Raw genomic sequence first — 18,781 nt, 5'->3', positions numbered from 1 at the left:
GATGAGCGCAATCGTAGGCGATAAACAGGCCAAACCCGGAATGCCGATCGTCAGCGTTGAAGAGGCGATGGTGCACTTTCCTGTCACTCATTCGATTATGGACAAGATTCAGGGCAAGCCCCGCCAGTTCGTTCAAGCATTAAACGGCGTGCGCCTTGAGCTGATGCGCGGCGAAACGCTGGGCGTGGTTGGCGAGTCCGGCTGTGGAAAATCTACCCTTGCTCGCACCATGGTTGGTCTGCTGCAAACCAGTGAAGGCAAAATTTATTTCAACGGCAAAGACATTTCTACCCTGCGTGGTAAAGATCGCCGCAGTTTTAATCGCCAGGTACAGATGATTTTTCAGGACCCCTACAGCTCGCTGAACCCGCGAATGACCGTAGGCCAGATGCTGACCGAGGCGTTGTCAGTTCACAAAATGTGTGCCAAAAAAGACATTCCGGCGCGTATTCGAGAGCTGATGGAGCTGGTGCGCCTGCCGATAGATGCTATTGATAAACTGCCCCACGAGTTTTCCGGCGGTCAGCGCCAGCGTATTGGTATTAGCCGCGCGCTGGCGGTCGAGCCGAAAGTGCTGATTGCCGACGAGCTGGTTTCTGCGCTGGACGTCTCGGTACAGGCCCAGGTAGTGAACCTGCTGCTGGATTTGCAACAAAAATTGAGCCTCACCGTGCTGTTTGTAGCCCACGATTTACGGCTGGTGCGGCATATTTCTCACCGCGTGGCCGTGATGTATCTCGGTGAAGTAGTTGAAGTGGGCGATACCGAGACGCTATTTCAAACGCCGCTACATCCTTATACACAGGCGCTTTTACGCGCGGCTCCGACTATGGATCCACGCGACAGAGGAAAAAATGTCAGTCTGACCGGCGAGCTGCCTAGCCCGCTTTCGCCACCTTCTGGTTGCCGTTTCCATACTCGCTGCCCTTATGTCACCGACCGCTGCCGTAAGGAAAGACCTATTCTGCTCATTAAACCCGGCGGCCAACGGGTAGCCTGTCATCTGGTTTAAAAACCCGTTATCAGATCAATAGTTCAAAGGGCGAACCAGGCGGTTTGCCTTTTTTTGTTTAAATTGAAGAATAATTAATATTGACCTCCGAGTTGCCCTTGATATCTTAAGGTATTGAATATTTTCTCAGCACCCAAGCGATCCCTGCGAGACATGCCGGTGCGATTTTAAAAAGGCAAAGCGAGTCACTATGAGCATTAATCCTCATTCCAAGCCCGTTATCGGCGTAACGTTGGATAGTGAAGAAGCAGGTGGATACGCAGATTATCCGTGGTACGCATTGCGCCAGAACTATATGGCCAGCCTGGCCGAACTTGGTGCCGTGCCTTTGGCCTTGCCGCATCACGCGGAGCTGTCTGACGAATTTTTGTCATTGTGTGACGGCATTATTATCACCGGAGGCGCGTTCGACGTCTCTCCCGAGCTGTTCAACGAGCAGCAAGTCAGCGATCAAATCCGACTCAAACCCGCTCGTACCGAGTTTGAAAAAGCGATTGTGCAAGGCGCAATGCTGCGAGATATGCCGTTACTGGGTATTTGCGGTGGCGAACAGCTGTTGGCAGTGTTGACCGGCGGCAGCCTGATTCAGCATATTCCAGATGCTTTACCGGATGCGCTGGAGCACAGCACAACGGTTGATACCAAGAATGCGGGCGGAAAGAAGCGCGCTCGTCATCAGGTTGAAATCCTCGACGGCACTAAGCTTAGCCGGTTAGTCAGCGCTCGCCATTATGAGGTTAATAGCTCCCATCATCAGGCAGTTAAAACCTTGGGTAAAAATTGCCGCGTCAATGCTATTTCTCCAGACGGCGTGATCGAAGGCGTTGAATGCGATGACTATTACTTTTGTATCGGCGTGCAGTGGCATCCGGAATATTTACAACACGAGCATGACCGAGAGTTACTGAAAGCCTTTGTTGATGCTGCAGATGACTATAAAAATGCGCGCCGTTCATCGGGCAAGGCGATGGCTAAGGCGATGAGTCAGTCGCACGGGCAATAATTCGTTATGACTGCAATCGCAACTCAACTATGACCATTAAACGATGACCCTTAAAACATCGATCACTAAAACATCGATCACTAAAACATCGACCCAGCCTGAGGCTGACCTTGGAATAGCTATTGAAAATCAGGCGCAGATAGTTGATTGGCTTGGAAAACTGGGCATTCGCAGCGAAGTGATTGCTCACCGCACTTTGCCGTTTTTCCCGCAGGTCGATGAAAAGTCGCTGGTGACTGCACAAACCAATGCCGACGGTAAAGCGTTTCTGTTAACTCTGGAAGCGGCGTCTGCCTGGTGGAAAATGTGCGAAAGCGCCAAAGTTGATGGTATTGAGCTGTATCTGGTCTCGGCCTTTCGCAGCGTCGAGTATCAGATGAACCTGATAAAAATTAAACAGCAGCTGGGCATCCCTCCTGAAGAATTTTTCACCTACCTCGCCCCTCCAGGCTGTAGCGAGCACCATACCGGCTGCGCGATTGACATTAATACTCCCGATTGCGACGAGGTCAGCGGCGTGTTTGGCGACACTCCAGCCTTCGAATGGCTTCGTGATAACGCCTTGCGCTTCGGCTTTAAAATGTCGTTCCCATTAAATAACCCGTGGGGATTTATCTACGAGCCGTGGCACTGGTGCTGGCATCCCGCCGCTGATTAAATCTGATTTACGAGTTGAGATAATAAGGATAGGTAAACAGCAGCAGCTGGCAGAGGTTCAGCGCGAAATGGAACAGGGTTGAGGTCCACAGACGGCCGCTCCACATCCATGCCAAACCGTAGATAACCCCAGCCAAGGCGGCAAACACCATCAGCATTACGCCTCCGGCAATATGTGCCAATCCAAACAGTAATGCCGTGACAAACAGCGCGGGAATAGGCCCTAACCAACCTGCTAGACGCTGTTGCAAATAACCACGAAATAGCGCCTCTTCCGCCAGCGAGACAAAAAACAGGTTTGCCAGTACGAAACTTCCCAACCATTCAGGAAAATGCGCTTCGATCCGCAATCCACCAAGACCTACCGCAGTCAGCAACAGGGCCGGAACGCTCAATATCAACAGTAGCCAGGCCCAGCGAGCAGGACGATAGACTGAGGGTCGATAAAAAAGAGTGGGAAGCGCCATCAGCAGAATGAACGGGATGATCGCTTTGTCGAAGTTAAACCACATCGAAAATGGCGCACTTTGCTGACCGACTTTAACGGCATCGATTATTTTGGGGTTATTAAAACCGGGAAAAATATGCACAAACAGCCCTATCGCGCAGGCAAGCAGCAGAACCTCGCCTGCGGGCTTTAAGCCGCGCCAGAAGCCGTCTCCGGCTTTAACGATCAGACAGATCAAGCCGATGCCGGCAATCGCCAGCAGTCCACTAAAATCAATAACTTTATCTATCATGCCCCAGCCGAGGGCTATCAACATCAAACAAACGGCGGTTCCACGATGCAACCGCAGCATCGCTAATGAACCCGCTAATATCCACCACATAATCAGAAGCTCCCTGCTTTCCATTGGCCTTCACAGCCTTTTGCGGAGGCCAATATACAGGATTTTCGCTTACGATTATGACTCGGGTGGCAATGCGTTGAGGATCCGTTTCGCCTGGCTCGCCGTCAGAGGATAATTAAAGAAGCGACGATAAAAATCCTCTGTTGCAGAAACAATATTCAAATCAGGGAAAAGTTCAGGATGTAATTTCTGTGCAGCCCACTGGATTTGCAACGCGGCTTCGGTGCCGTAACGGTCCCAAGGGAACACGCCTGACGGATTTTGCCACACCTTGTGCTGCTGCACCGCTTTCAACGATTGGAACAGCTTGCCATAGTCCGAGTTGTCCAGTGTTCCTGCCCCGGCGCCGATGATAATCACGTCGGGTTTCCACGCCAACACCTGCTCCGGCGACACCTCTTTCATATTGCCTTTCACTTCGCTGGCGACGTTAATGCCACCGGCCAGGCGGATCCAGGTATCAATCAGCGTATCGCTGCCGTCAATTTTCAAAGGATGCAGCGACTCGATGTGCAGCACGCGCGGTTTTTGTGCCTCGGTCAGCTTGCTGGTTTTCGCCTGAATTGCAGCAATCTGCCGATCGAGATATTGATTATACAGGCGAGCCTGTTTCTCGGCCTGCGGCGTTCCCAGCACCGCGGCAGTGGTCAGCATCGCGTGTTTCATCGACGGAAAATCGTCGAATTGCACCTCGACGGTCGGCAGCTGTGCCTGTCGATACGCCGCAACGTCGCCGTTGCCTTTCGAGGCAAAAACTACATCGGTTTTATCCGTCAACAGCGTTTCGCTGTTAAAAGTCACGCCGCGCACGCTTAACGCCTTGTTGAGCGAAGGCTGAATTAGAAACATCCAGGGTCTATCTTGGGCATGATTAACCGTGGCGATGATTTTATCCCCGGCTCCCAGCGTCATCAGCAGTGAATGATGCGCATACCACGCGTCGGCAATGCGATTGACGTGGTCGGGCAACGTTATCTTTGTTCCCGAATCATCAATAACCTGCCGCGCAGCCAGCGCGGCGTGCAAAGGTGTGAGTAATAGCGTTGCGGTCAACACCAGCGCCTTGGTTTTAATACTCATAACAAGCCTCGAATTCTGGGTAATTAGAAATCAACCTGCATGGAAAGCTGCGCCATGCGAGGATCGCCCAACGAAGCGCTGGCGTAACCACTGCCGGTATAACCGTTCAATCCGCCCGGAACAATATTGGTCCAGTAATGACGATTGGTCAGATTGGTCACGTCCAGACGGAAAGTCGTGGCGGTGCCGAGCAAAGTGGTGCGGTAAGCAGTGCCGAGGTCAAAAGTCGCATAGCTGCCGACCCAGGTCGAATTGGCGTTATCCGTTGAACGACGGCCCACATAGTGACCTGCAGCATTGATAGACAACCCCTGCACCTGCGGCAAATCATAAACCACCAGCAAATCACTGGTCACGCGAGGAAGACCAACGACCTGCTTGCCGTCGGTGCTATCCGAGCCGGTATCGTGCAACAGCGGGTCGAGCCAGGTGATGCCACCAAAAATGTGCAGGTTCGAAGTCAAATCGCCGTCGGCCAACAGTTCAAGGCCCCGGTTGCGCTGCTTGCCGGCAATACCATAATCGCCGTTGGTCAAGGTGTAAGCATACGGGCGCTGGATTTGGAACACGTCTGCCGTCAGCAGCAATTTATCATTGACTGCCAGCTTGCCGCCCACTTCGACCTGCTTGCTGCGATAAGGAGACAGAATAGCCCCGGCATTATTACTGCCGCTTGGTGCAACATCGCCCTGTTGCAGGCTGTCGGCATAGGTGGAATAGAGTGTCAGGTTTTCAACCGGCTTATACATCAGGCTGGCAGAACCGCTGAGGCCGTGGTTGTCAGACTTGCTGCTGCGAGTACCGGTTTTCGCGTAGTTGTTGGCGGTCAGGAAGCTTTCGCTACCTGCCAGCAGCAGGCTCCACTGCGGGCTAAAGGTTAAGGTATCGCCCAACAGGAATGACTGCTGAGTGCTGGTCGCCGAATGATAGCGGTCAGTAAAGTCAGGGTAATCCGGCTCTTTGAATTGCAATGGATCGTCAAGATTCGCCGAGCCAAGCGTGGTGGTTGCGCCGCCAATCGGGTTGAAGTTTTTCCAGACAAAACCGCGCATCCCCATCGACAGATCGTGCGAAATCCAGCCAGTATCAACGCGACCGGTCAGGTTCGCCATATAACTGTTGATGGTGAAACGACTGGCGGTAGCGCTGGCAACGGTAGAGGTATAATCCCCTTTATTGTCTGTCAGCGTATTGGTTACCGCCGTGGACTGACGATCCGCTACCTGATGCAGGAAGCCGAATTCGCCGAGCCAGTTGCCGTCGAAGTCATACTTGAAATGCACGCTTTCGGTAGAAGTCTTGTCATCGTCACCGGCGTAATACTGCCCAAAGCGACCGTTGGTCGGATTGAGCGCGCTCGGAAACGAGGTGCCTTTCGCCAGTGCAAATTTACCCGGCAGGCCTTTCTGATAAAAATGGTAATAGCTGAAATTGGTCTGCATGGTCAGCTTGTCGGTTAGCTGGAAATCCAGCCCCAGACTGGCCAACTGACGGCGGCGGGTGCTGCCGCTGGCGTAACCACGACCGTCGTCATCGAGCAGGTTCAGACGATATTTAACCCGGTCTCCGCTGTCCAGCGGCCCGCTAAGATCGGTGGAGATCTGTGGCCCTGTACCGGTGCCGCCGCCAACGGTAATGCTACGCTGTGGCGTATCGGTAGGACGCCTGGAGACAAAGTTGAAGATCCCCGCCGGGTTGGCCGGGCCGTAAAGCGATCCTGCCAGTCCGTTCAACACTTCAATCGACGAAAATTGCTCGGCAGGATAATCAGTAGTAGAGACCACGTTCAGGCCATCGATCATCGAATTCTGCACCACACTGCCCTGCATACCTCGGGACTGAGGGCGCGCGCCGTCGCCCTGAACAGAAGGCAGGTAGCGATAAAGATCCGTCACGCTTTGCAACTGCTGACGTTTAATCAGCGATTCCGGCAACACTTCAATTGAATAAGGGGTATTGGCAATGTCACGCTTGCCCAGACTGCCTAAAGTGGCCTGTTTATCGGGTGAGGCCGGTTCTGATTGCGTGGTCGCTCCAGGCGCCGTGGCATTAACAACTACGGTATCGTCGGCACGAGCGTGCGCCGACAGAATTAAAAAAGACGCTGCGCAGGTAAATAAATTTTTATTTAACATTTATATTTTTATAAGTAACAAGATCCCCACCGCACATGCAAATGTTGCGGTTATGTTGCTGAGATACCTCAATAAACCGGGGGATAATTAAACAGTAAAATAATGCTATCATCGATATATACTGGTGTACATAACGAAAAACTTATAATTTATTTACGTTTCTGTCTTTCAAATAGTTAATTTAGGTAATTAATCATATTATTATTTGCGCAGTGTATTTTAATATTTCCCCCTGATATTTGGCATGATGTTTTATAACTATCTTAATAGTTTCAGCGAACCGGTTAACGACTTGACCCACTTTTCCGGCCCCGCCAGTCCTAAGCCGTCCAACGTTTCCAGTGACAGATTACGCGCAGGAAAAGCCTGACGATAATCTTCAAAACTGTGCATCGCTCGCGCAAATGCAGGAAAAGGTACGATCGCGACCTCACCGCCAGCCTGCATGGCTTTATGTAAAATGGCCTGAATCTGCTCTGCTGTGGCCTGCAAGATTGGCACCGGTAATTTTGAGCTGACATCGACGGCTTTCCCTTCTATATCAGCCAGTTGCTCACCCGCCAGCGCCGGGAATTTAGCCGCCAGACCAATCGCCACCGCGCTGCTGGTATTTGCCAGCAGGCCCACGGGAAGTTCTGGATTTACAATCACTGCAATGCGCATCGTCTCTGACACAATAGATTCCTTTTCCAAGTGGTTAAAAGTTAGAAAATCATAACCAGATTTCGCGGAAAAGTGCTTCCTAATAATCTTCAAAATGCGCTAAATTTGGTAACCTCTACCGAATAGATACTAATAATAGGAACTTTATGCCCACTAGACTGTTTAGTCTGTCCGATATCAAACTCATGAAACAGCTGCAGATCTCAGGGCGCATCACCAATCAGGAATTGGCAGAGAAAGTCGGCATGGCAACCTCCCCCTGCTGGCGGCGAGTAAAACAGCTCGAGGAGAGTGGCGTAATTGCGGGCTATCAGGCTGTATTGGACCGCCGAAAGCTTGGCCTCGGCATCCTGGCCTTTATCAGAGTAAAAATAGACAGCCACAGCGAGGAGGAGGCCCAGCATTTCGAGCGTCAGGTCGAGGCGCTGGAGCCGGTAATTGCCTGTTATGCCGTTGCGGGCGATGCAGATTTTCTGTTGCAGGTGGTGGCCAGGGATCTTGACAGTTTCTCGACCTTTGCCATGTCTACCCTACGTCGCCTGCCCGGAATCAAAGAGATGCAAACCACGCTGGTATTGCGCGAAGTCAAACCGCTGACCGCGCTGCCGGTGGGGTATTAACCGTTTCTTAATCCCTGAGAAGGGCGTTGCAGCGTTGGGTCAAAGGGATTGATATTACGGCCAATAATTTCGGCTTCTTTTTGCAGCAGACTGACAACCACCGGTAAACGCTCCGGATTCAAACGCTCGGCCAGGGTACCGACACTGAGCGCGGCTACCGCCATCCCCTGCAAAACGCCACTCGCCCGCCGATATCTCCGGTAAAAGTGCGGATAGGATAAGGGCCTTCGTTGCGATCCAGGCACACCGCGTCATAGCCATCGCGCACCAGTAAAAAAAGTGCATCATTAAGCCTCGCACGGAGTCGCAGCAACACTGGGCGGCGTGCTGCTGATGTCAGCGCAGTGTGTGCTTGCCAACAACAGCTCGCCGGAATTGGCGCAAAAACTGGCGGCCTGGGTTATCTCGCCTGAAGCGCAGAAACTGGCGCTGGATCACGCCGCCTACAGCCCGACGAATACTCAGGTTACGGAAAGTGGCGCTGCCGGAGAACAGTTAAAACAGATGCAGTCTTACGTTAAAAACGCCGTGGTGCTGGACTGGAAAACCATTAATCAAAATCGTCCTAAATGGAACACCCAGTGGAACCGCAGCGTCGAGCAATAAGATAACCACCTTTTCCAACTCAGGCAGGGGCGTGAATCGCCCCTTAACCCAGCACTCTTTTCACGCAGCCTTTAAATACTCTTACGCCAATTTCTAGCGCCTCAAGGTCAAAGCGCATCTCAGGATGATGTAGCCCCGGCGTCAGATTGGCACCCAAACCCCAGAAACCCGTTTTCACCTGCGGACACTGACGCGGATAGTGGAAGAAATCTTCACTGCCCGGCGTGAATTTCGGCTCGGTCAGACCTTCAGGTCCTAACACTTCGACAATCGACTCGGCAATGATTGCTGTTATCTCATCGTTAACGATAGCCGCAGGCATCTCCTTCATCACTCTAATCTCAGCGCTGGCACCCAATGCCGCCACGCTGTGTTCAATAGCTTTTAACACCTTGGCTTTAAGCTCATCCATCGGCTCGTTGTACTGCGAACGCAGATCCCAACAAACGGTCGCGATATCAGGCACCGAGTTGGTCACGCCTGCATCGCAAAGGAAACGCGTAGCCTTGACGCTCCAGGTCAGGTTCGGCGCAAGATGAATCGTATTGACCGCCTGTACGGCAGCCACGGCGGCGTCCAGCGCATTAATACCAAGATGCGGACGCGCCGCATGCGAAGGCAGACCGGTAATCGTTGCCTCGACGGTCGCGCAGGCCGAATACAGCATCGCCGGAACTGCCTGCCCCATAGGGCATTCTTCCAGTGGACGAACGTGAAAACCCAGCAGCATATCGATGTCGTCCAGCACGCCGCCTTCTACCATCGCCAACGCCCCCGTTCCCAGCTCCTCGGCAGGCTGGAACAGAATTTTAAGACGGCCTTTTTTGACTATCCCTTCCTTTATCACTTCCTGAGCAGTGGCCAGCACCACTGAAGAATGACCGTCGTGACCGCAAGTGTGACGCGCGACCAGCTGACCATCGATAATATGACCGAGCGCATCCATATCTGCGCGCAACGCCATCACTGGGCCAGGTTGGCCGCTGTCCAGCTCGGCAATAATGCCGGTGGTGCCGTTAACATTTCGGGTGACTTTAAAACCTGCCGCTTCCAGTGCCTCGGCGATATAGGCCGAAGTTTTGAACTCCACGAAGCCCAGTTCGGGGATCTGATGCAAATGCTGATAGTGAGCTAATGTTTTTGACACGAAATCGTCTCCTGTAAAACTTCACAGTTACTGTTTAGGCCGAAATGCGTTATCAGGAGATAATCCGCATAACAATCATGGCGATAATAGAGTTGAAGATGCTGGTCAGCATTAACAGCGGCCAATATTTTTTCGGCACATCGGCAACACCCAACAGGCGGCCCATGTATTGCAACTGCGACCCCATCAAGAAGATTGCAGGAGCCAAAATAGTGATTTGCGCCGGGTCCAGCGTGCCTTTGGTCAACAGGCTGATCGCCACACCAGTACCAGCCGATGATGACAGCCAGGCAGTCAGCAACACGGTTACCGCCTCTCCCGGCAGCCCCAGCAAGCCCATTAATGGTGCAAAAACGTGACCAATCAGGTTCATTACGCCCAAGAGGTTCAGGATCTCGGAAATGACGTAAGCCATGACCACGTTCGGCATCAGGTTATTAATTGCGATATTGAAACCTTTGCGCGCACCAATAACGAAAATATCAAACGGATTATTATTAACTTTGGCTACATTACTCATTCTCAAAATCCTTCTTATAAACAGTACTCAACATAAAGCGAACAAACACGGCACCGACAAATTTCAAAACAAACATCAACAACAGCGGGATAATCACCGGCAGCGTTAATGAAGCAAACATTGCGGACCCAATCGAAAAATAGTTATTAATAAGTCCCGCGCCGGAATACTGCCAGGCTCCCATGATCACCACGTCTTTGCGGGTGATGCGTTTGCTGTCGTACAGCTCTTTACTCAGCGCTGCGCCCGCGTCGGTACTTTGCAGGTCAGTAATCAACGCCAGTCCGGTATGCCCCGGAATGCCGAGGATCGGTTTTAGCAATGGAGTCAGTAACTTGTGCGCCGCACGAATAGCGCCGTAATGGGTGAAAATTTCCAGCAGGCCCAGTGCCAGCATCACCGTCGGCACCAATGACAGCGCGAACAGGAAGCCGGCTTTAGCTGAGAGTCCGCCTGCGCCGACGAAAGTATCGGTAGCCGGATTTTTCATTGTGCCAAACGAGCCACCCAAGGTAGTAAAGTCAAAAGCACCCAGCCAGGCCTTGCCGTCAACTTTCAAAAACGCGCCCGAGAACATCAGGATTACGGCGATCAGCGCGATGTAAGCGCCCTTACCCACCTTCCACTCTTCGGCCTCTGCCGCCGGTTTATCTTCAGATAGTCGTGTGTCTGTCATGCTACTTCCCTTCTTTAAAGTAATATCAAAAAATCAATTAATCTGGTGTGTTAATAGCTTTGCGAATAATTAACCTTTCATCTGCCGGTTTTTTTCACTTAATTAAGAGAACGCAGGATCCGTGCCAATATCAGTTAAATAACTAAATAAACTAAAAGATCGATTATTAGATGACTAAAGAAAAATAAATCAGAAAATAACACTTAAGAATGCAATAAAATAAAAACAGAAAAACCGCCCCTAATTAAATAAGGACGGTAATAAAAAGCCTAATAGCCATATTAGTGATTACACATCTCAACGCACTACCTCGGGATGATATGCACCAAAATAAGGCCCTGCTTTGGAGAGCAATTTAGGCGTTATTTGATCATCCTTGCGGCATGTCCTCGCCGAGAATAATTTCGGCAATCAACGCAGCGCGTAAAGGGATGTCGGCAACAATAATATGTTCATGACGGGCATGAATTCCCAGGCCGGTAGCCCCTAGACCATCAAGAGTGGCAATGCCGAGTGCCGAAGTAAAATTGCCGTCACTGCCGCCGCCCACTGATTTACCCTTGAGATCAATGCCCAGACGTTTTACTGCCTGCTGCGCCTGTTTGAACAACGCCAGATTTTGCGGTGTCTGTTCCATCGGCGGGCGCGTCATGCCGCCAGTGACTTCAACTTTCGCGCCAGCAAGGTGTGGCACACAGGCTTTGATTGCCGCCTCCACGCGCTGCCCTTCAGCCAGATTGGTCACCCGCAAGTCAACGCCGAGCTGGGCATGGTCGGCAACAACGTTTAACTTGCCCCCGCCTTTTGCGACACCGATGTTAATGGTGGTACCGATTTCAGGTGCGCCCAGACTTTGCAAATAGATAATTTGGTGCGCCATCTCAAGCACCGCACTAATCCCTTCTTCGGGGTTATTCCCGGCATGGGCCGCGCGACCGGTGATGTGAACCTCAAAACGCCCGGACCCTTTGCGAGCTATCTTAGCCTCATAGGTTTCCGCCACTGCCGGTTCAGCGACTAACACGCGGGAAGAACCGCTGGCCTGCTGCTCAATCCATTGACGAGAGCTTGGACTACTCAACTCTTCATCAGATGGACAAATAAATCGAATACTGTGAGCCGCCAAACCGCCGGTTTGCTGAAGTGCGCGCACAGCCCAGATTGACTGGACCAGCCCGGCTTTCATGTCCAGCACGCCCGGCCCGTAAAGCTTGCCGTCTTTTTCGATCATCGGAATTTCGTCAATGTCCCACACGGTGTCGAAGTGCCCGAGAATGCTGGTTAGCTGCGGTCCGTTACCGACGTTGAACGACAGATGATTGCCAAGTATCTCCTGATGGCAAACCTCTGCCGCAACGCCGAGGCGCTCGGCGACAATACTTTGCAAGACTTCGCCACAGAGATCGGTTGCCTCTTTATTTAACGAAGGGGACTGTGCCTGCACTAGACGTTTAATATCGCCAAGGATCAGCGCGGCGTTCTGTTGCAGGTAATCATATGCAGATGACATAAAGGTTCCTGGTGTTGGCGACGGTTTATTAGTCTATTTCGATTATCACCAACCTAACGGGCTAGTTAAATGTCCATTCAATAACTATATTGTTGACCTATGGGCAACACTCGCGAGCGCAAAAAATGAGCCAGCTGTTTCACGAAAAACAAATTAGCTATTTGTATGAAGTCGGCATTCAGGGCGGTATTCGTCGAGCCGCGGATATTCTGGGGATCAACGCCTCAGTGATCAGTCGCCAAATTTCCCTGCTGGAACGCAATTTGCAACTGCCTCTGCTCGAGCGTAAAGGCCGTACCGTGGTGTTGACTGAGGCCGGAAAATTGCTGGCCGATGATTTCTTTGAAAGCCGCGAACGGCGCACGCGGCTAGAGCGCCATTTAAAAGATCTGCGCTATATGAAAGGCGGTGCGATCACTATTCGCGTTGGCGCGGGTCTGGTCGATACTTTTGTCGAATACGTGCTGAAGACTTTTGCCGCCTCTTATCCCAACGTGTTTGTCGAGATTGTGGCGGGCAATATGCAGGAAACGCTTGCGTCTATTGTGCAGGGCGAGGCAGATATGGCGCTGGCGTTTGGGCCAATTGGCAACCCAGAACTGAAACGTCATAGCTTCCCGTGGGGGCCGATTTGCGCGGTGGTCAATCCGCAACATCCGGTCGCAAAATTAAAAACGGTGACTATCGAGGAACTGAGCAAGCATCGGTTGATCTCGCTGAGCGAAACTTTTGGTTTACAGCGACATATGAACGCAATGTTCCAGAGTCAGGGCTATTTGTTTACCCCCGCTTACCGCTGCAACCTGTTTTCAACCGCCATGAGCCTGAGCATTTCGGGCATGGGGATTTCATTTATGAGCGCCCAGGCGGCGGGCGAACGCATCGAGCATAACATTCTGGTCGCAGTACCTATCGACCATCCAATAGCCAGCGAGGCGCAGTGCCACCTGCTGCGTAATTCCGACCGGCGATTTACTCCAGCGGCGCATCATCTGTGGCAACTGCTGCTGAATTTTTTTCAGCAAAAGGGGGAATGAATCCCCCTATTCACTTAGTGAAACGCGCTCATCAACTTGCCGAGAATGATGCCCACAACCCCAAAGTCGGCATCGCCAAAGGTGGTTGAATTCGACAGGCCGCCGAGCACCGAGAGCAGAATCGCGGGCAGGAAGGAGATAATCAGACCATTGACGAAAGCGCCGACAATAGCTCCGCGACGCCCGCCGGTTGCATTACCGTAAACTCCCGCGGTTGCGCCGCAGAAAAAATGCGGCACCAAGCCGGGAACAATAATGCTCAGCCCCAACATCGGGAAGAAGAACATACAAATCAGACCCGCGCAGAAGCTACTCAGGAAACCGATAATCACCGCGTTCGGCGCAAACGGGAATACCGTCGGGCAGTCGAGAGCGGGCTTGGCGTCTTTTACGACTTTATCGGCAATGCCTTTAAACGCCGGTACGATCTCGGCAATAACCATACGCACACCGGCCAAAATGATGTATACGCCCGCAGCGAAGGTAATCGCCTGAATAATCGCAAAGATAATATAGTTCTGCCCGCCGCTAACCTGAGTTTCGGTAAACTCTTTGCCAGCGACCAACACCAGCACAATGAACAGAATTGTCATGGTCAGCGCAATGGCTATCGATGAGTCATGCAGGAATTTCAGATGCTTGGGCACCTTAAACTCTTCAGTAGAGCGACTGCCCTTGCCAATAAGTTTACCGACCAGCGCTGCGCACAGATAACCCGTTGATCCGAAATGGCCTAGCGCAAAATCGTCGCTGCCGGTAATTTTACGGGTGAAGGGTTGCAGAATGGCTGGCGATATTACCATCAGCGCACCGAGGATCAGCGCGCCAGTCAGTACCAGCGGGAAACCGCTCATACCACCGGTCGCTAAAATAACCGCCAGCATCGCCGCCATATAAAGCGTGTGGTGCCCGGTCAGGAAGATGTATTTCAGCGGCGTGAGTCGCGCAAATAGAATATTGAACAGCATGCCCAATATCATAATCATCGCGGTTGAGGTGCCGAAGTTTTTCTGTGCAATCGCCGACACTACATCGTTATTTGGCACTATGCCTTGAATATTAAACGAGTGAACAAATAACTCACTGAAGCTGGTTAGCGTGGTGGCAATAACCCCTGCACCGGCAATTAAAATCAGGAACCCCATAATCGTTTTCAGGGTGCCTGAAATCGTATCGGAGAAAGATTTCTTCTGTAATAACAGGCCAATTAATGAAAACAGGCCGACAAGAATAGCAGGTGTCCCTAGAACATCATTAATAATAAAACTGAGCATAAAAGACTCCAAATAATCGGTAATATTATGCCGCTGAATTTCTTTTTCCTAAGCCCGGCTTTCAGACACAGGGTCATAGCGGCCGCCGGATGGCAGCCTGAGAGTTCAGTGATTTATCGTTATAAACGTTATAAATTATTGCTTAGGATTTCTTTTATTTTTGCATTATCCAGTAAATTATTCAGACCAAACACCGTGCGTTTTCCGTCGTCGAGGCTGGCTATAATTTCATTTGAGCCGATATAAATATCCGCGGCTTCAGACTTGGCCGAGCTTAAATCGGTGTGGCTAACTTCAGCCTCTTTTCCCAGTTCTTTAATGATTTTCTTGACGTTCATTTCAACAATAAAGCTACTGCCCAAACCGTTACCGCAAACAATCAGGATCTTTTTCATTTTGTTCTCACACCGTCGATTAGTATTTTTGGATTAGTGCATTCAGTGCCGGATAGGTATCGGCCTTAATTAACGCCTGGAAGTCATCTTCATCACTGAACAGCTCTGCCAGATGTGAAATCATCTCCAGATGTTCCTCGCCGTTGATGGCGCACAGCATCACCACGACATACACCGGATCGTTTTCCTCCGATTCGAAATGCACGCCTTGTTTGACATACAGCAATGATAGCCCGGGGGTAATCACCCCCTCTTCCGGTCTGGCATGCGGCATCGCCAGCCCCGGCGCGATCACGTAGTAAGGACCCAGCTTCTCGTGCGAAGCGAAAATGGCCTCGACGTAGCAGGGAGAAATGGCTCCGGCGGCCAATAAAGGCGCGGCGGATAGCCGGACAGCATCACGCCATCCAGCGGTCTGTTCCACGATTTTGACCCGGTCTGCTGTTAGCCATTTGGCGAGCATGGGAACCTCACTGATTAAACGTTTTCAGGAGTATATGTGATGCATCCGATTGTTTTCTGTGATGGGAATCGCAAAAGCTGTTAGCGCTAACACGCAATTCGATAACACAATGTTAACGCTAACAATTATAAAGTCTATCGACTATAATTGCCGACAGGCGTAAAAAAGGTCCAGGCGATCGCGGCACTATTGCGCATCAGACGACAGGGGAAAAAATGAAGGCAAAACAACGGCGAAACTCAGGGAAGAGTACTCTGGCCGACGTCGCAAGAATGACCGGCGTCAGTACGATGACCGTTTCGCGCGTGCTTAGAGAGCCGGAAAAAGTGTCGCCGCAGGTAAGAGAAAAAATTGAGGCGGCGATCAGCGAACTCGGTTACGTGCCTAATCTGGCCGCCAGTAGTCTGGCCTCGTCAACCTCACGTCTGATTACTTTGGTGGTGCCCTCCACCAGCACGCCCGGTTGTTCGCAGTTTTCCGAAGCGCTGCATCAGGTATTGAAACCTAAAGGCTACAATATGATCCTCGCGGAGGATCATTTTACCGCCGCCGATGAGTCAAGGCTGGTTGAAATGATGCTGTCTTACAACCCTGCCGCGATGGTGATGTATCAGTTCGATAGCAGCGAGGAGAGCAATAATCTGTTGCTAAAGTCGACTATTCCGGTGGTTCAGGTCGGCGGCACTATCGCCACCCCGCTTGGCATCAATATCGGCACTAACTTTGGTTTGGCAATCAAGCAGCTGATTAATGCGCTGGCATTGAAAGGCTTTCACAACATTGCTCTGCTGTGCGCCGCCCACGAACATCATATGGTGCAACAAATTCTTAGCGGCTGGCACTCTGCCATGCTGTCTTTAAACCAGTCACCGCATCGAGTGGTTAGCACTTCCTTACCGCCAACGGTTCAAACCGGCCAGCAATTGCTGCCCGAAATTTTGCTGAACTGGCCCGAGCTTGACCTGCTGATTTGTACGTCGGACGAGCTGGCCAGCGGAGCCATCGCCGCCTGCCACAAAAAGGGCATTTCAGTACCGGCACAGCTGGCGATCGCCGGTCTGGGCGACGGCGATATCGCGCAAGTTTGCTCACCGGCACTGACTACCGTGGCGATCCCTTACAAGCAGATGGGCACGCTGACCGGCAAACTGATCCTCCAGGCCATTCAGGGAGAAGAGGTGGAAGAGAACAGCACATTGCCGACCCAGCTTATGCTACGTGGTAGCACTGCCGTTCACTAATGTTGCGTGCACCAACTGGCGTAACCAGCGATGTGCCGAATCGACCTCTGAACGCGGATGCCACATTTGCGACACAGTAATACTTTGCGTTTTAACCGGTAATTCAAAGGCGTAGAAGCTGGCTGCCGTTCCCTCTTCCGACAGATAGTTCAGAAAAGACGCCGGCACCAGCGCGACCAGGTCAGACCCTCTTGCCACCGCCAGCGCGGAATGAAAGCTCGATACCACGGCGGCAATATTGCGCTGCAACCCCAGCTCTGCCAGCGCTTCATCCACGGGTCCGCTGGCTTTACCACTGCGCGTCGCGACAACGTGATCGCAGGCAGCATAATCTTGGGCGGTAATTTCCCGACGATTTTCGAGAGTGTGCCCTTTACGCACGACACCAATAAAACGATCCCTGAACAGTGCCTGCAAGCGGATTTCCGGCCCCATTTCCCCCAAGACGCCAATTTCGAGATCGACCAAACCTTCGCGCAAGGGCCGGTCGCTCTTCTCCGGCTTGGGCGCAAAACGCAGTCGCACGCGCGGTGCCGCCTTGACCGCAGCCGCAATCAGCGCCGCGCCGAAAGCCTCAACGAAACCGTCATTGGCTCGCAGGGTAAAAGTGCGGTCCAGCGTGGTTAAATCCAGCTCGGCCTTCGACGGGCTTAGAACCGCTCGCGCCTCGGCCAAAATATGATGCGTGCGCTCGCGGATCTCCTCGGCGTAAGGCGTCAACACCATATTTCGCCCTGCTCGTACCAGCAAAGGATCGCCGGTTGCCTCGCGCAAACGCCCCAACGTTCGACTCATCGCCGAGGCACTTAATCCCAGACGGCGGGCCGCGCCTGCTACACTTCTTTCTGCCAACAGCGGGGCGAGAGCAATCAGTAAATTCAGATCGGGTTCAGTCATGGGCCTGCCTTTTCAAGTGAGAAATCACTTTGCCAGAAAGCGGATTTTGGTCTCTTTGCGCCTGAGCCATACTAATGCCCTCGCCGAAAACTTGAAAGGCGCTCTATGCAGCTTATCAATGCAAATGCTGCGTCTTCCGCCTTATCTGAGACAGGCGTAAAGTTTCTCAACCGGCAGCAATCCTGCTTAAGTAACCCTCCAGAGGAAATAGAGATGACAACAGATTCTGTACAGAAAACCGTTTTGCTTATCGGCGCCTCGCGCGGTCTCGGCTTAGCAATGGCGGAAGAATATCTCAAGCATGGCGCGAAAGTGATCGCCACCGGGCGAGCTTTATCAACAGATAAACTGTTGCAACTGCAGAAAGTCTGGCCGCAGCAGCTTGAGGTTGAGACCGCCGATATCACGGTGCCGCAAGACGTCGATGCGCTGCATGAAAGGTTAGGAAACCGCCAGATTGACCTGCTGTTCGTCAACGCCGGGGTTAAAAATGCCGACGGAGAAACGATTGCCGATGTTTCGACAGAAGAATTTATTCGCGTGATGGTGACCAACGCACTCAGCCCGCTGCGAGTGGTTGAGAAATTTGAAGATTTGGTGCCGCCGACGGGTTCAATTGGCATTATGTCATCGGGTCAGGGCAGTCTGACCAATAATACCAACGGCAATTATGAAGTTTATCGCGGCAGTAAAGCGGCGCTGAATATGTTTATGCGCAGCTTCGCCGCCCGCCATAGTGAAGACCCGCGTACCTTGCTGCTGATGGCACCGGGTTGGGTGCAAACCGATATGGGAGGGCCACAGGCGCGCCTGACCATTGATGAAAGTATTCCAAATCTAGTGAAAACTATCGAGACCTATTCAGGCGTTCCGGGACTACATTATCTGGATTATCAGGGGAAAGTCGTGCCTTGGTAAATCCGGCGCTGCTTTGTTTAATCGAGGGTCTGAGAAGGTATCTGTAAAGCAGAGTGAAAAATGAAAATAAAAATGC

General features: G+C 51.9%; 22 protein-coding genes. 8 read left to right on the top strand and 14 right to left on the bottom strand.

The features are described 5' to 3' along the window. Nucleotide 1: 1 nt before the first annotated feature. The 3 genes from AB3G37_RS04255 to AB3G37_RS04245 all read left to right on the top strand — a co-directional run bounded on the left by AB3G37_RS04255 (nucleotide 2) and on the right by AB3G37_RS04245 (nucleotide 2,673). Entirely contained in the window at nucleotides 2-1,012 is a 1,011-nt protein-coding gene (locus AB3G37_RS04255) for an ABC transporter ATP-binding protein (protein WP_009637111.1), read from the top strand. 190 nt (nucleotides 1,013-1,202) lie between these two features. After that, complete coding sequence (locus tag AB3G37_RS04250) at nucleotides 1,203-2,015, top strand: gamma-glutamyl-gamma-aminobutyrate hydrolase family protein (protein ID WP_369789808.1); 813 nt, start codon at nucleotides 1,203-1,205, stop codon at nucleotides 2,013-2,015. A gap of 43 nt (nucleotides 2,016-2,058) precedes the next feature. Further along, nucleotides 2,059-2,673 carry a M15 family metallopeptidase gene (locus tag AB3G37_RS04245; protein WP_369789807.1) on the top strand — a complete coding sequence of 205 codons (615 nt, stop codon included), beginning with the start codon at nucleotides 2,059-2,061 and terminating at the stop codon, nucleotides 2,671-2,673. 7 nt (nucleotides 2,674-2,680) lie between these two features. On the opposite strand, the gene AB3G37_RS04240 is transcribed toward AB3G37_RS04245, so the two are convergent. From AB3G37_RS04240 to AB3G37_RS04225, 4 genes are all read right to left on the bottom strand, one after another. Then, entirely contained in the window at nucleotides 2,681-3,502 is an 822-nt protein-coding gene (locus tag AB3G37_RS04240) for a lysostaphin resistance A-like protein (protein ID WP_369789806.1), read from the bottom strand. Between the two features lie 75 nt (nucleotides 3,503-3,577). Beyond that, nucleotides 3,578-4,603: an ABC transporter substrate-binding protein gene (locus AB3G37_RS04235; protein ID WP_369789805.1), complete on the bottom strand. Its 1,026-nt coding sequence runs from the start codon at nucleotides 4,601-4,603 to the stop codon at nucleotides 3,578-3,580. A gap of 23 nt (nucleotides 4,604-4,626) precedes the next feature. Next, a complete protein-coding gene (locus AB3G37_RS04230; protein ID WP_369789804.1) occupies nucleotides 4,627-6,738 on the bottom strand; it encodes a TonB-dependent receptor in 2,112 nt (703 codons plus the stop codon). 258 nt (nucleotides 6,739-6,996) lie between these two features. Further along, a complete protein-coding gene (locus AB3G37_RS04225) occupies nucleotides 6,997-7,401 on the bottom strand; it encodes a DUF2000 domain-containing protein (RefSeq protein ID WP_369790891.1) in 405 nt (134 codons plus the stop codon). Nucleotides 7,402-7,547: 146 nt separating this feature from the next. Here AB3G37_RS04225 and AB3G37_RS04220 point away from each other — a divergent pair, with 146 nt between their 5' ends. Continuing rightward, nucleotides 7,548-8,021, top strand: coding sequence for an Lrp/AsnC family transcriptional regulator (locus AB3G37_RS04220; protein ID WP_369789803.1), 474 nt, complete (start codon nucleotides 7,548-7,550; stop codon nucleotides 8,019-8,021). On the opposite strand, the gene AB3G37_RS04215 is transcribed toward AB3G37_RS04220, so the two are convergent. Both AB3G37_RS04215 and AB3G37_RS04210 read right to left on the bottom strand, forming a co-directional pair. Then, the gene (locus AB3G37_RS04215; RefSeq protein ID WP_369789802.1) at nucleotides 8,018-8,185 is read right to left on the bottom strand and encodes a hypothetical protein; all 168 of its coding nucleotides are present in this window, start codon (nucleotides 8,183-8,185) and stop codon (nucleotides 8,018-8,020) included. The genes AB3G37_RS04220 and AB3G37_RS04215 overlap by 4 nt on opposite strands. Then, on the bottom strand, nucleotides 8,176-8,337 hold the full coding sequence (locus tag AB3G37_RS04210; RefSeq protein ID WP_369789801.1) for a hypothetical protein: 162 nt from the start codon (nucleotides 8,335-8,337) through the stop codon (nucleotides 8,176-8,178). The genes AB3G37_RS04215 and AB3G37_RS04210 overlap by 10 nt, the downstream gene beginning before the upstream one ends. Nucleotides 8,338-8,354: 17 nt before the next feature. On the opposite strand from AB3G37_RS04210, the gene AB3G37_RS04205 reads away from it, so the two are divergent. Continuing rightward, nucleotides 8,355-8,627 (top strand): hypothetical protein, encoded by a 273-nt coding sequence (locus AB3G37_RS04205; RefSeq protein ID WP_369789800.1) that lies wholly within the window; start codon nucleotides 8,355-8,357, stop codon nucleotides 8,625-8,627. 43 nt (nucleotides 8,628-8,670) lie between these two features. On the opposite strand, the gene AB3G37_RS04200 is transcribed toward AB3G37_RS04205, so the two are convergent. The 4 genes from AB3G37_RS04200 to AB3G37_RS04185 all read right to left on the bottom strand — a co-directional run bounded on the left by AB3G37_RS04200 (nucleotide 8,671) and on the right by AB3G37_RS04185 (nucleotide 12,480). Further along, entirely contained in the window at nucleotides 8,671-9,774 is a 1,104-nt protein-coding gene (locus tag AB3G37_RS04200; RefSeq protein WP_369789799.1) for an amidohydrolase, read from the bottom strand. Nucleotides 9,775-9,826: 52 nt separating this feature from the next. Next, nucleotides 9,827-10,294, bottom strand: a complete 468-nt coding sequence (locus tag AB3G37_RS04195; RefSeq protein ID WP_009637128.1) for a YjiG family protein — start codon at nucleotides 10,292-10,294, stop codon at nucleotides 9,827-9,829. After that, nucleotides 10,287-10,970: a nucleoside recognition domain-containing protein gene (locus tag AB3G37_RS04190; protein WP_009637129.1), complete on the bottom strand. Its 684-nt coding sequence runs from the start codon at nucleotides 10,968-10,970 to the stop codon at nucleotides 10,287-10,289. The genes AB3G37_RS04195 and AB3G37_RS04190 overlap by 8 nt, the downstream gene beginning before the upstream one ends. A gap of 370 nt (nucleotides 10,971-11,340) precedes the next feature. Further along, on the bottom strand, nucleotides 11,341-12,480 hold the full coding sequence (locus AB3G37_RS04185; protein WP_369789798.1) for a M20 family metallopeptidase: 1,140 nt from the start codon (nucleotides 12,478-12,480) through the stop codon (nucleotides 11,341-11,343). 125 nt (nucleotides 12,481-12,605) lie between these two features. Here AB3G37_RS04185 and AB3G37_RS04180 point away from each other — a divergent pair, with 125 nt between their 5' ends. Further along, on the top strand, nucleotides 12,606-13,517 hold the full coding sequence (locus AB3G37_RS04180; RefSeq protein WP_369789797.1) for a LysR family transcriptional regulator: 912 nt from the start codon (nucleotides 12,606-12,608) through the stop codon (nucleotides 13,515-13,517). 14 nt (nucleotides 13,518-13,531) lie between these two features. Here the strand turns inward: AB3G37_RS04180 and AB3G37_RS04175 are convergent, their stop codons facing one another. From AB3G37_RS04175 to AB3G37_RS04165, 3 genes are all read right to left on the bottom strand, one after another. Further along, nucleotides 13,532-14,791, bottom strand: coding sequence for a PTS ascorbate transporter subunit IIC (locus tag AB3G37_RS04175; RefSeq protein WP_009637132.1), 1,260 nt, complete (start codon nucleotides 14,789-14,791; stop codon nucleotides 13,532-13,534). A gap of 128 nt (nucleotides 14,792-14,919) precedes the next feature. Then, entirely contained in the window at nucleotides 14,920-15,186 is a 267-nt protein-coding gene (locus AB3G37_RS04170; protein WP_009637133.1) for a PTS sugar transporter subunit IIB, read from the bottom strand. Between the two features lie 19 nt (nucleotides 15,187-15,205). Continuing rightward, complete coding sequence (locus AB3G37_RS04165) at nucleotides 15,206-15,649, bottom strand: PTS sugar transporter subunit IIA (protein ID WP_369789796.1); 444 nt, start codon at nucleotides 15,647-15,649, stop codon at nucleotides 15,206-15,208. A 215-nt stretch (nucleotides 15,650-15,864) separates the two neighbouring features. Between AB3G37_RS04165 and AB3G37_RS04160 the strand changes: the two genes are divergently transcribed. Continuing rightward, nucleotides 15,865-16,890: a LacI family DNA-binding transcriptional regulator gene (locus AB3G37_RS04160; protein WP_369789795.1), complete on the top strand. Its 1,026-nt coding sequence runs from the start codon at nucleotides 15,865-15,867 to the stop codon at nucleotides 16,888-16,890. On the opposite strand, the gene AB3G37_RS04155 is transcribed toward AB3G37_RS04160, so the two are convergent. Next, nucleotides 16,864-17,787 (bottom strand): LysR family transcriptional regulator, encoded by a 924-nt coding sequence (locus AB3G37_RS04155; RefSeq protein WP_369789794.1) that lies wholly within the window; start codon nucleotides 17,785-17,787, stop codon nucleotides 16,864-16,866. The genes AB3G37_RS04160 and AB3G37_RS04155 overlap by 27 nt on opposite strands. Nucleotides 17,788-18,000: 213 nt before the next feature. Here AB3G37_RS04155 and AB3G37_RS04150 point away from each other — a divergent pair, with 213 nt between their 5' ends. After that, nucleotides 18,001-18,705: an SDR family NAD(P)-dependent oxidoreductase gene (locus tag AB3G37_RS04150; protein ID WP_369789793.1), complete on the top strand. Its 705-nt coding sequence runs from the start codon at nucleotides 18,001-18,003 to the stop codon at nucleotides 18,703-18,705. Nucleotides 18,706-18,781: the final 76 nt, after the last annotated feature.

The organism is Rouxiella sp. WC2420, assembly GCF_041200025.1.
Lineage (GTDB): Bacteria > Pseudomonadota > Gammaproteobacteria > Enterobacterales > Enterobacteriaceae > Rouxiella.
The sequence above is the reverse complement of the archived record's forward strand: the minus strand, read 5'-3'. Positions and strand labels throughout refer to the sequence as shown.

What these genes read in the sequence shown, in the direction of transcription:
- AB3G37_RS04150 (WP_369789793.1), top strand. Translation starts at nt 18,001, where the DNA reads ATGACAACAGATTCTGTACAGAAAACCGTTTTGCTTATCGGCGCCTCG.
- AB3G37_RS04240 (WP_369789806.1), bottom strand. Translation starts at nt 3,502, where the DNA reads ATGTGGTGGATATTAGCGGGTTCATTAGCGATGCTGCGGTTGCATCGT.
- AB3G37_RS04155 (WP_369789794.1), bottom strand. Translation starts at nt 17,787, where the DNA reads ATGACTGAACCCGATCTGAATTTACTGATTGCTCTCGCCCCGCTGTTG.
- AB3G37_RS04195 (WP_009637128.1), bottom strand. Translation starts at nt 10,294, where the DNA reads ATGAGTAATGTAGCCAAAGTTAATAATAATCCGTTTGATATTTTCGTT.
- AB3G37_RS04205 (WP_369789800.1), top strand. Translation starts at nt 8,355, where the DNA reads ATGTCAGCGCAGTGTGTGCTTGCCAACAACAGCTCGCCGGAATTGGCG.
- AB3G37_RS04170 (WP_009637133.1), bottom strand. Translation starts at nt 15,186, where the DNA reads ATGAAAAAGATCCTGATTGTTTGCGGTAACGGTTTGGGCAGTAGCTTT.
- AB3G37_RS04220 (WP_369789803.1), top strand. Translation starts at nt 7,548, where the DNA reads ATGCCCACTAGACTGTTTAGTCTGTCCGATATCAAACTCATGAAACAG.
- AB3G37_RS04230 (WP_369789804.1), bottom strand. Translation starts at nt 6,738, where the DNA reads ATGTTAAATAAAAATTTATTTACCTGCGCAGCGTCTTTTTTAATTCTG.
- AB3G37_RS04180 (WP_369789797.1), top strand. Translation starts at nt 12,606, where the DNA reads ATGAGCCAGCTGTTTCACGAAAAACAAATTAGCTATTTGTATGAAGTC.
- AB3G37_RS04235 (WP_369789805.1), bottom strand. Translation starts at nt 4,603, where the DNA reads ATGAGTATTAAAACCAAGGCGCTGGTGTTGACCGCAACGCTATTACTC.
- AB3G37_RS04225 (WP_369790891.1), bottom strand. Translation starts at nt 7,401, where the DNA reads ATGCGCATTGCAGTGATTGTAAATCCAGAACTTCCCGTGGGCCTGCTG.
- AB3G37_RS04245 (WP_369789807.1), top strand. Translation starts at nt 2,059, where the DNA reads ATGACCCTTAAAACATCGATCACTAAAACATCGATCACTAAAACATCG.
- AB3G37_RS04190 (WP_009637129.1), bottom strand. Translation starts at nt 10,970, where the DNA reads ATGACAGACACACGACTATCTGAAGATAAACCGGCGGCAGAGGCCGAA.
- AB3G37_RS04165 (WP_369789796.1), bottom strand. Translation starts at nt 15,649, where the DNA reads ATGCTCGCCAAATGGCTAACAGCAGACCGGGTCAAAATCGTGGAACAG.
- AB3G37_RS04185 (WP_369789798.1), bottom strand. Translation starts at nt 12,480, where the DNA reads ATGTCATCTGCATATGATTACCTGCAACAGAACGCCGCGCTGATCCTT.
- AB3G37_RS04175 (WP_009637132.1), bottom strand. Translation starts at nt 14,791, where the DNA reads ATGCTCAGTTTTATTATTAATGATGTTCTAGGGACACCTGCTATTCTT.
- AB3G37_RS04255 (WP_009637111.1), top strand. Translation starts at nt 2, where the DNA reads ATGAGCGCAATCGTAGGCGATAAACAGGCCAAACCCGGAATGCCGATC.
- AB3G37_RS04215 (WP_369789802.1), bottom strand. Translation starts at nt 8,185, where the DNA reads ATGGCGGTAGCCGCGCTCAGTGTCGGTACCCTGGCCGAGCGTTTGAAT.
- AB3G37_RS04250 (WP_369789808.1), top strand. Translation starts at nt 1,203, where the DNA reads ATGAGCATTAATCCTCATTCCAAGCCCGTTATCGGCGTAACGTTGGAT.
- AB3G37_RS04160 (WP_369789795.1), top strand. Translation starts at nt 15,865, where the DNA reads ATGAAGGCAAAACAACGGCGAAACTCAGGGAAGAGTACTCTGGCCGAC.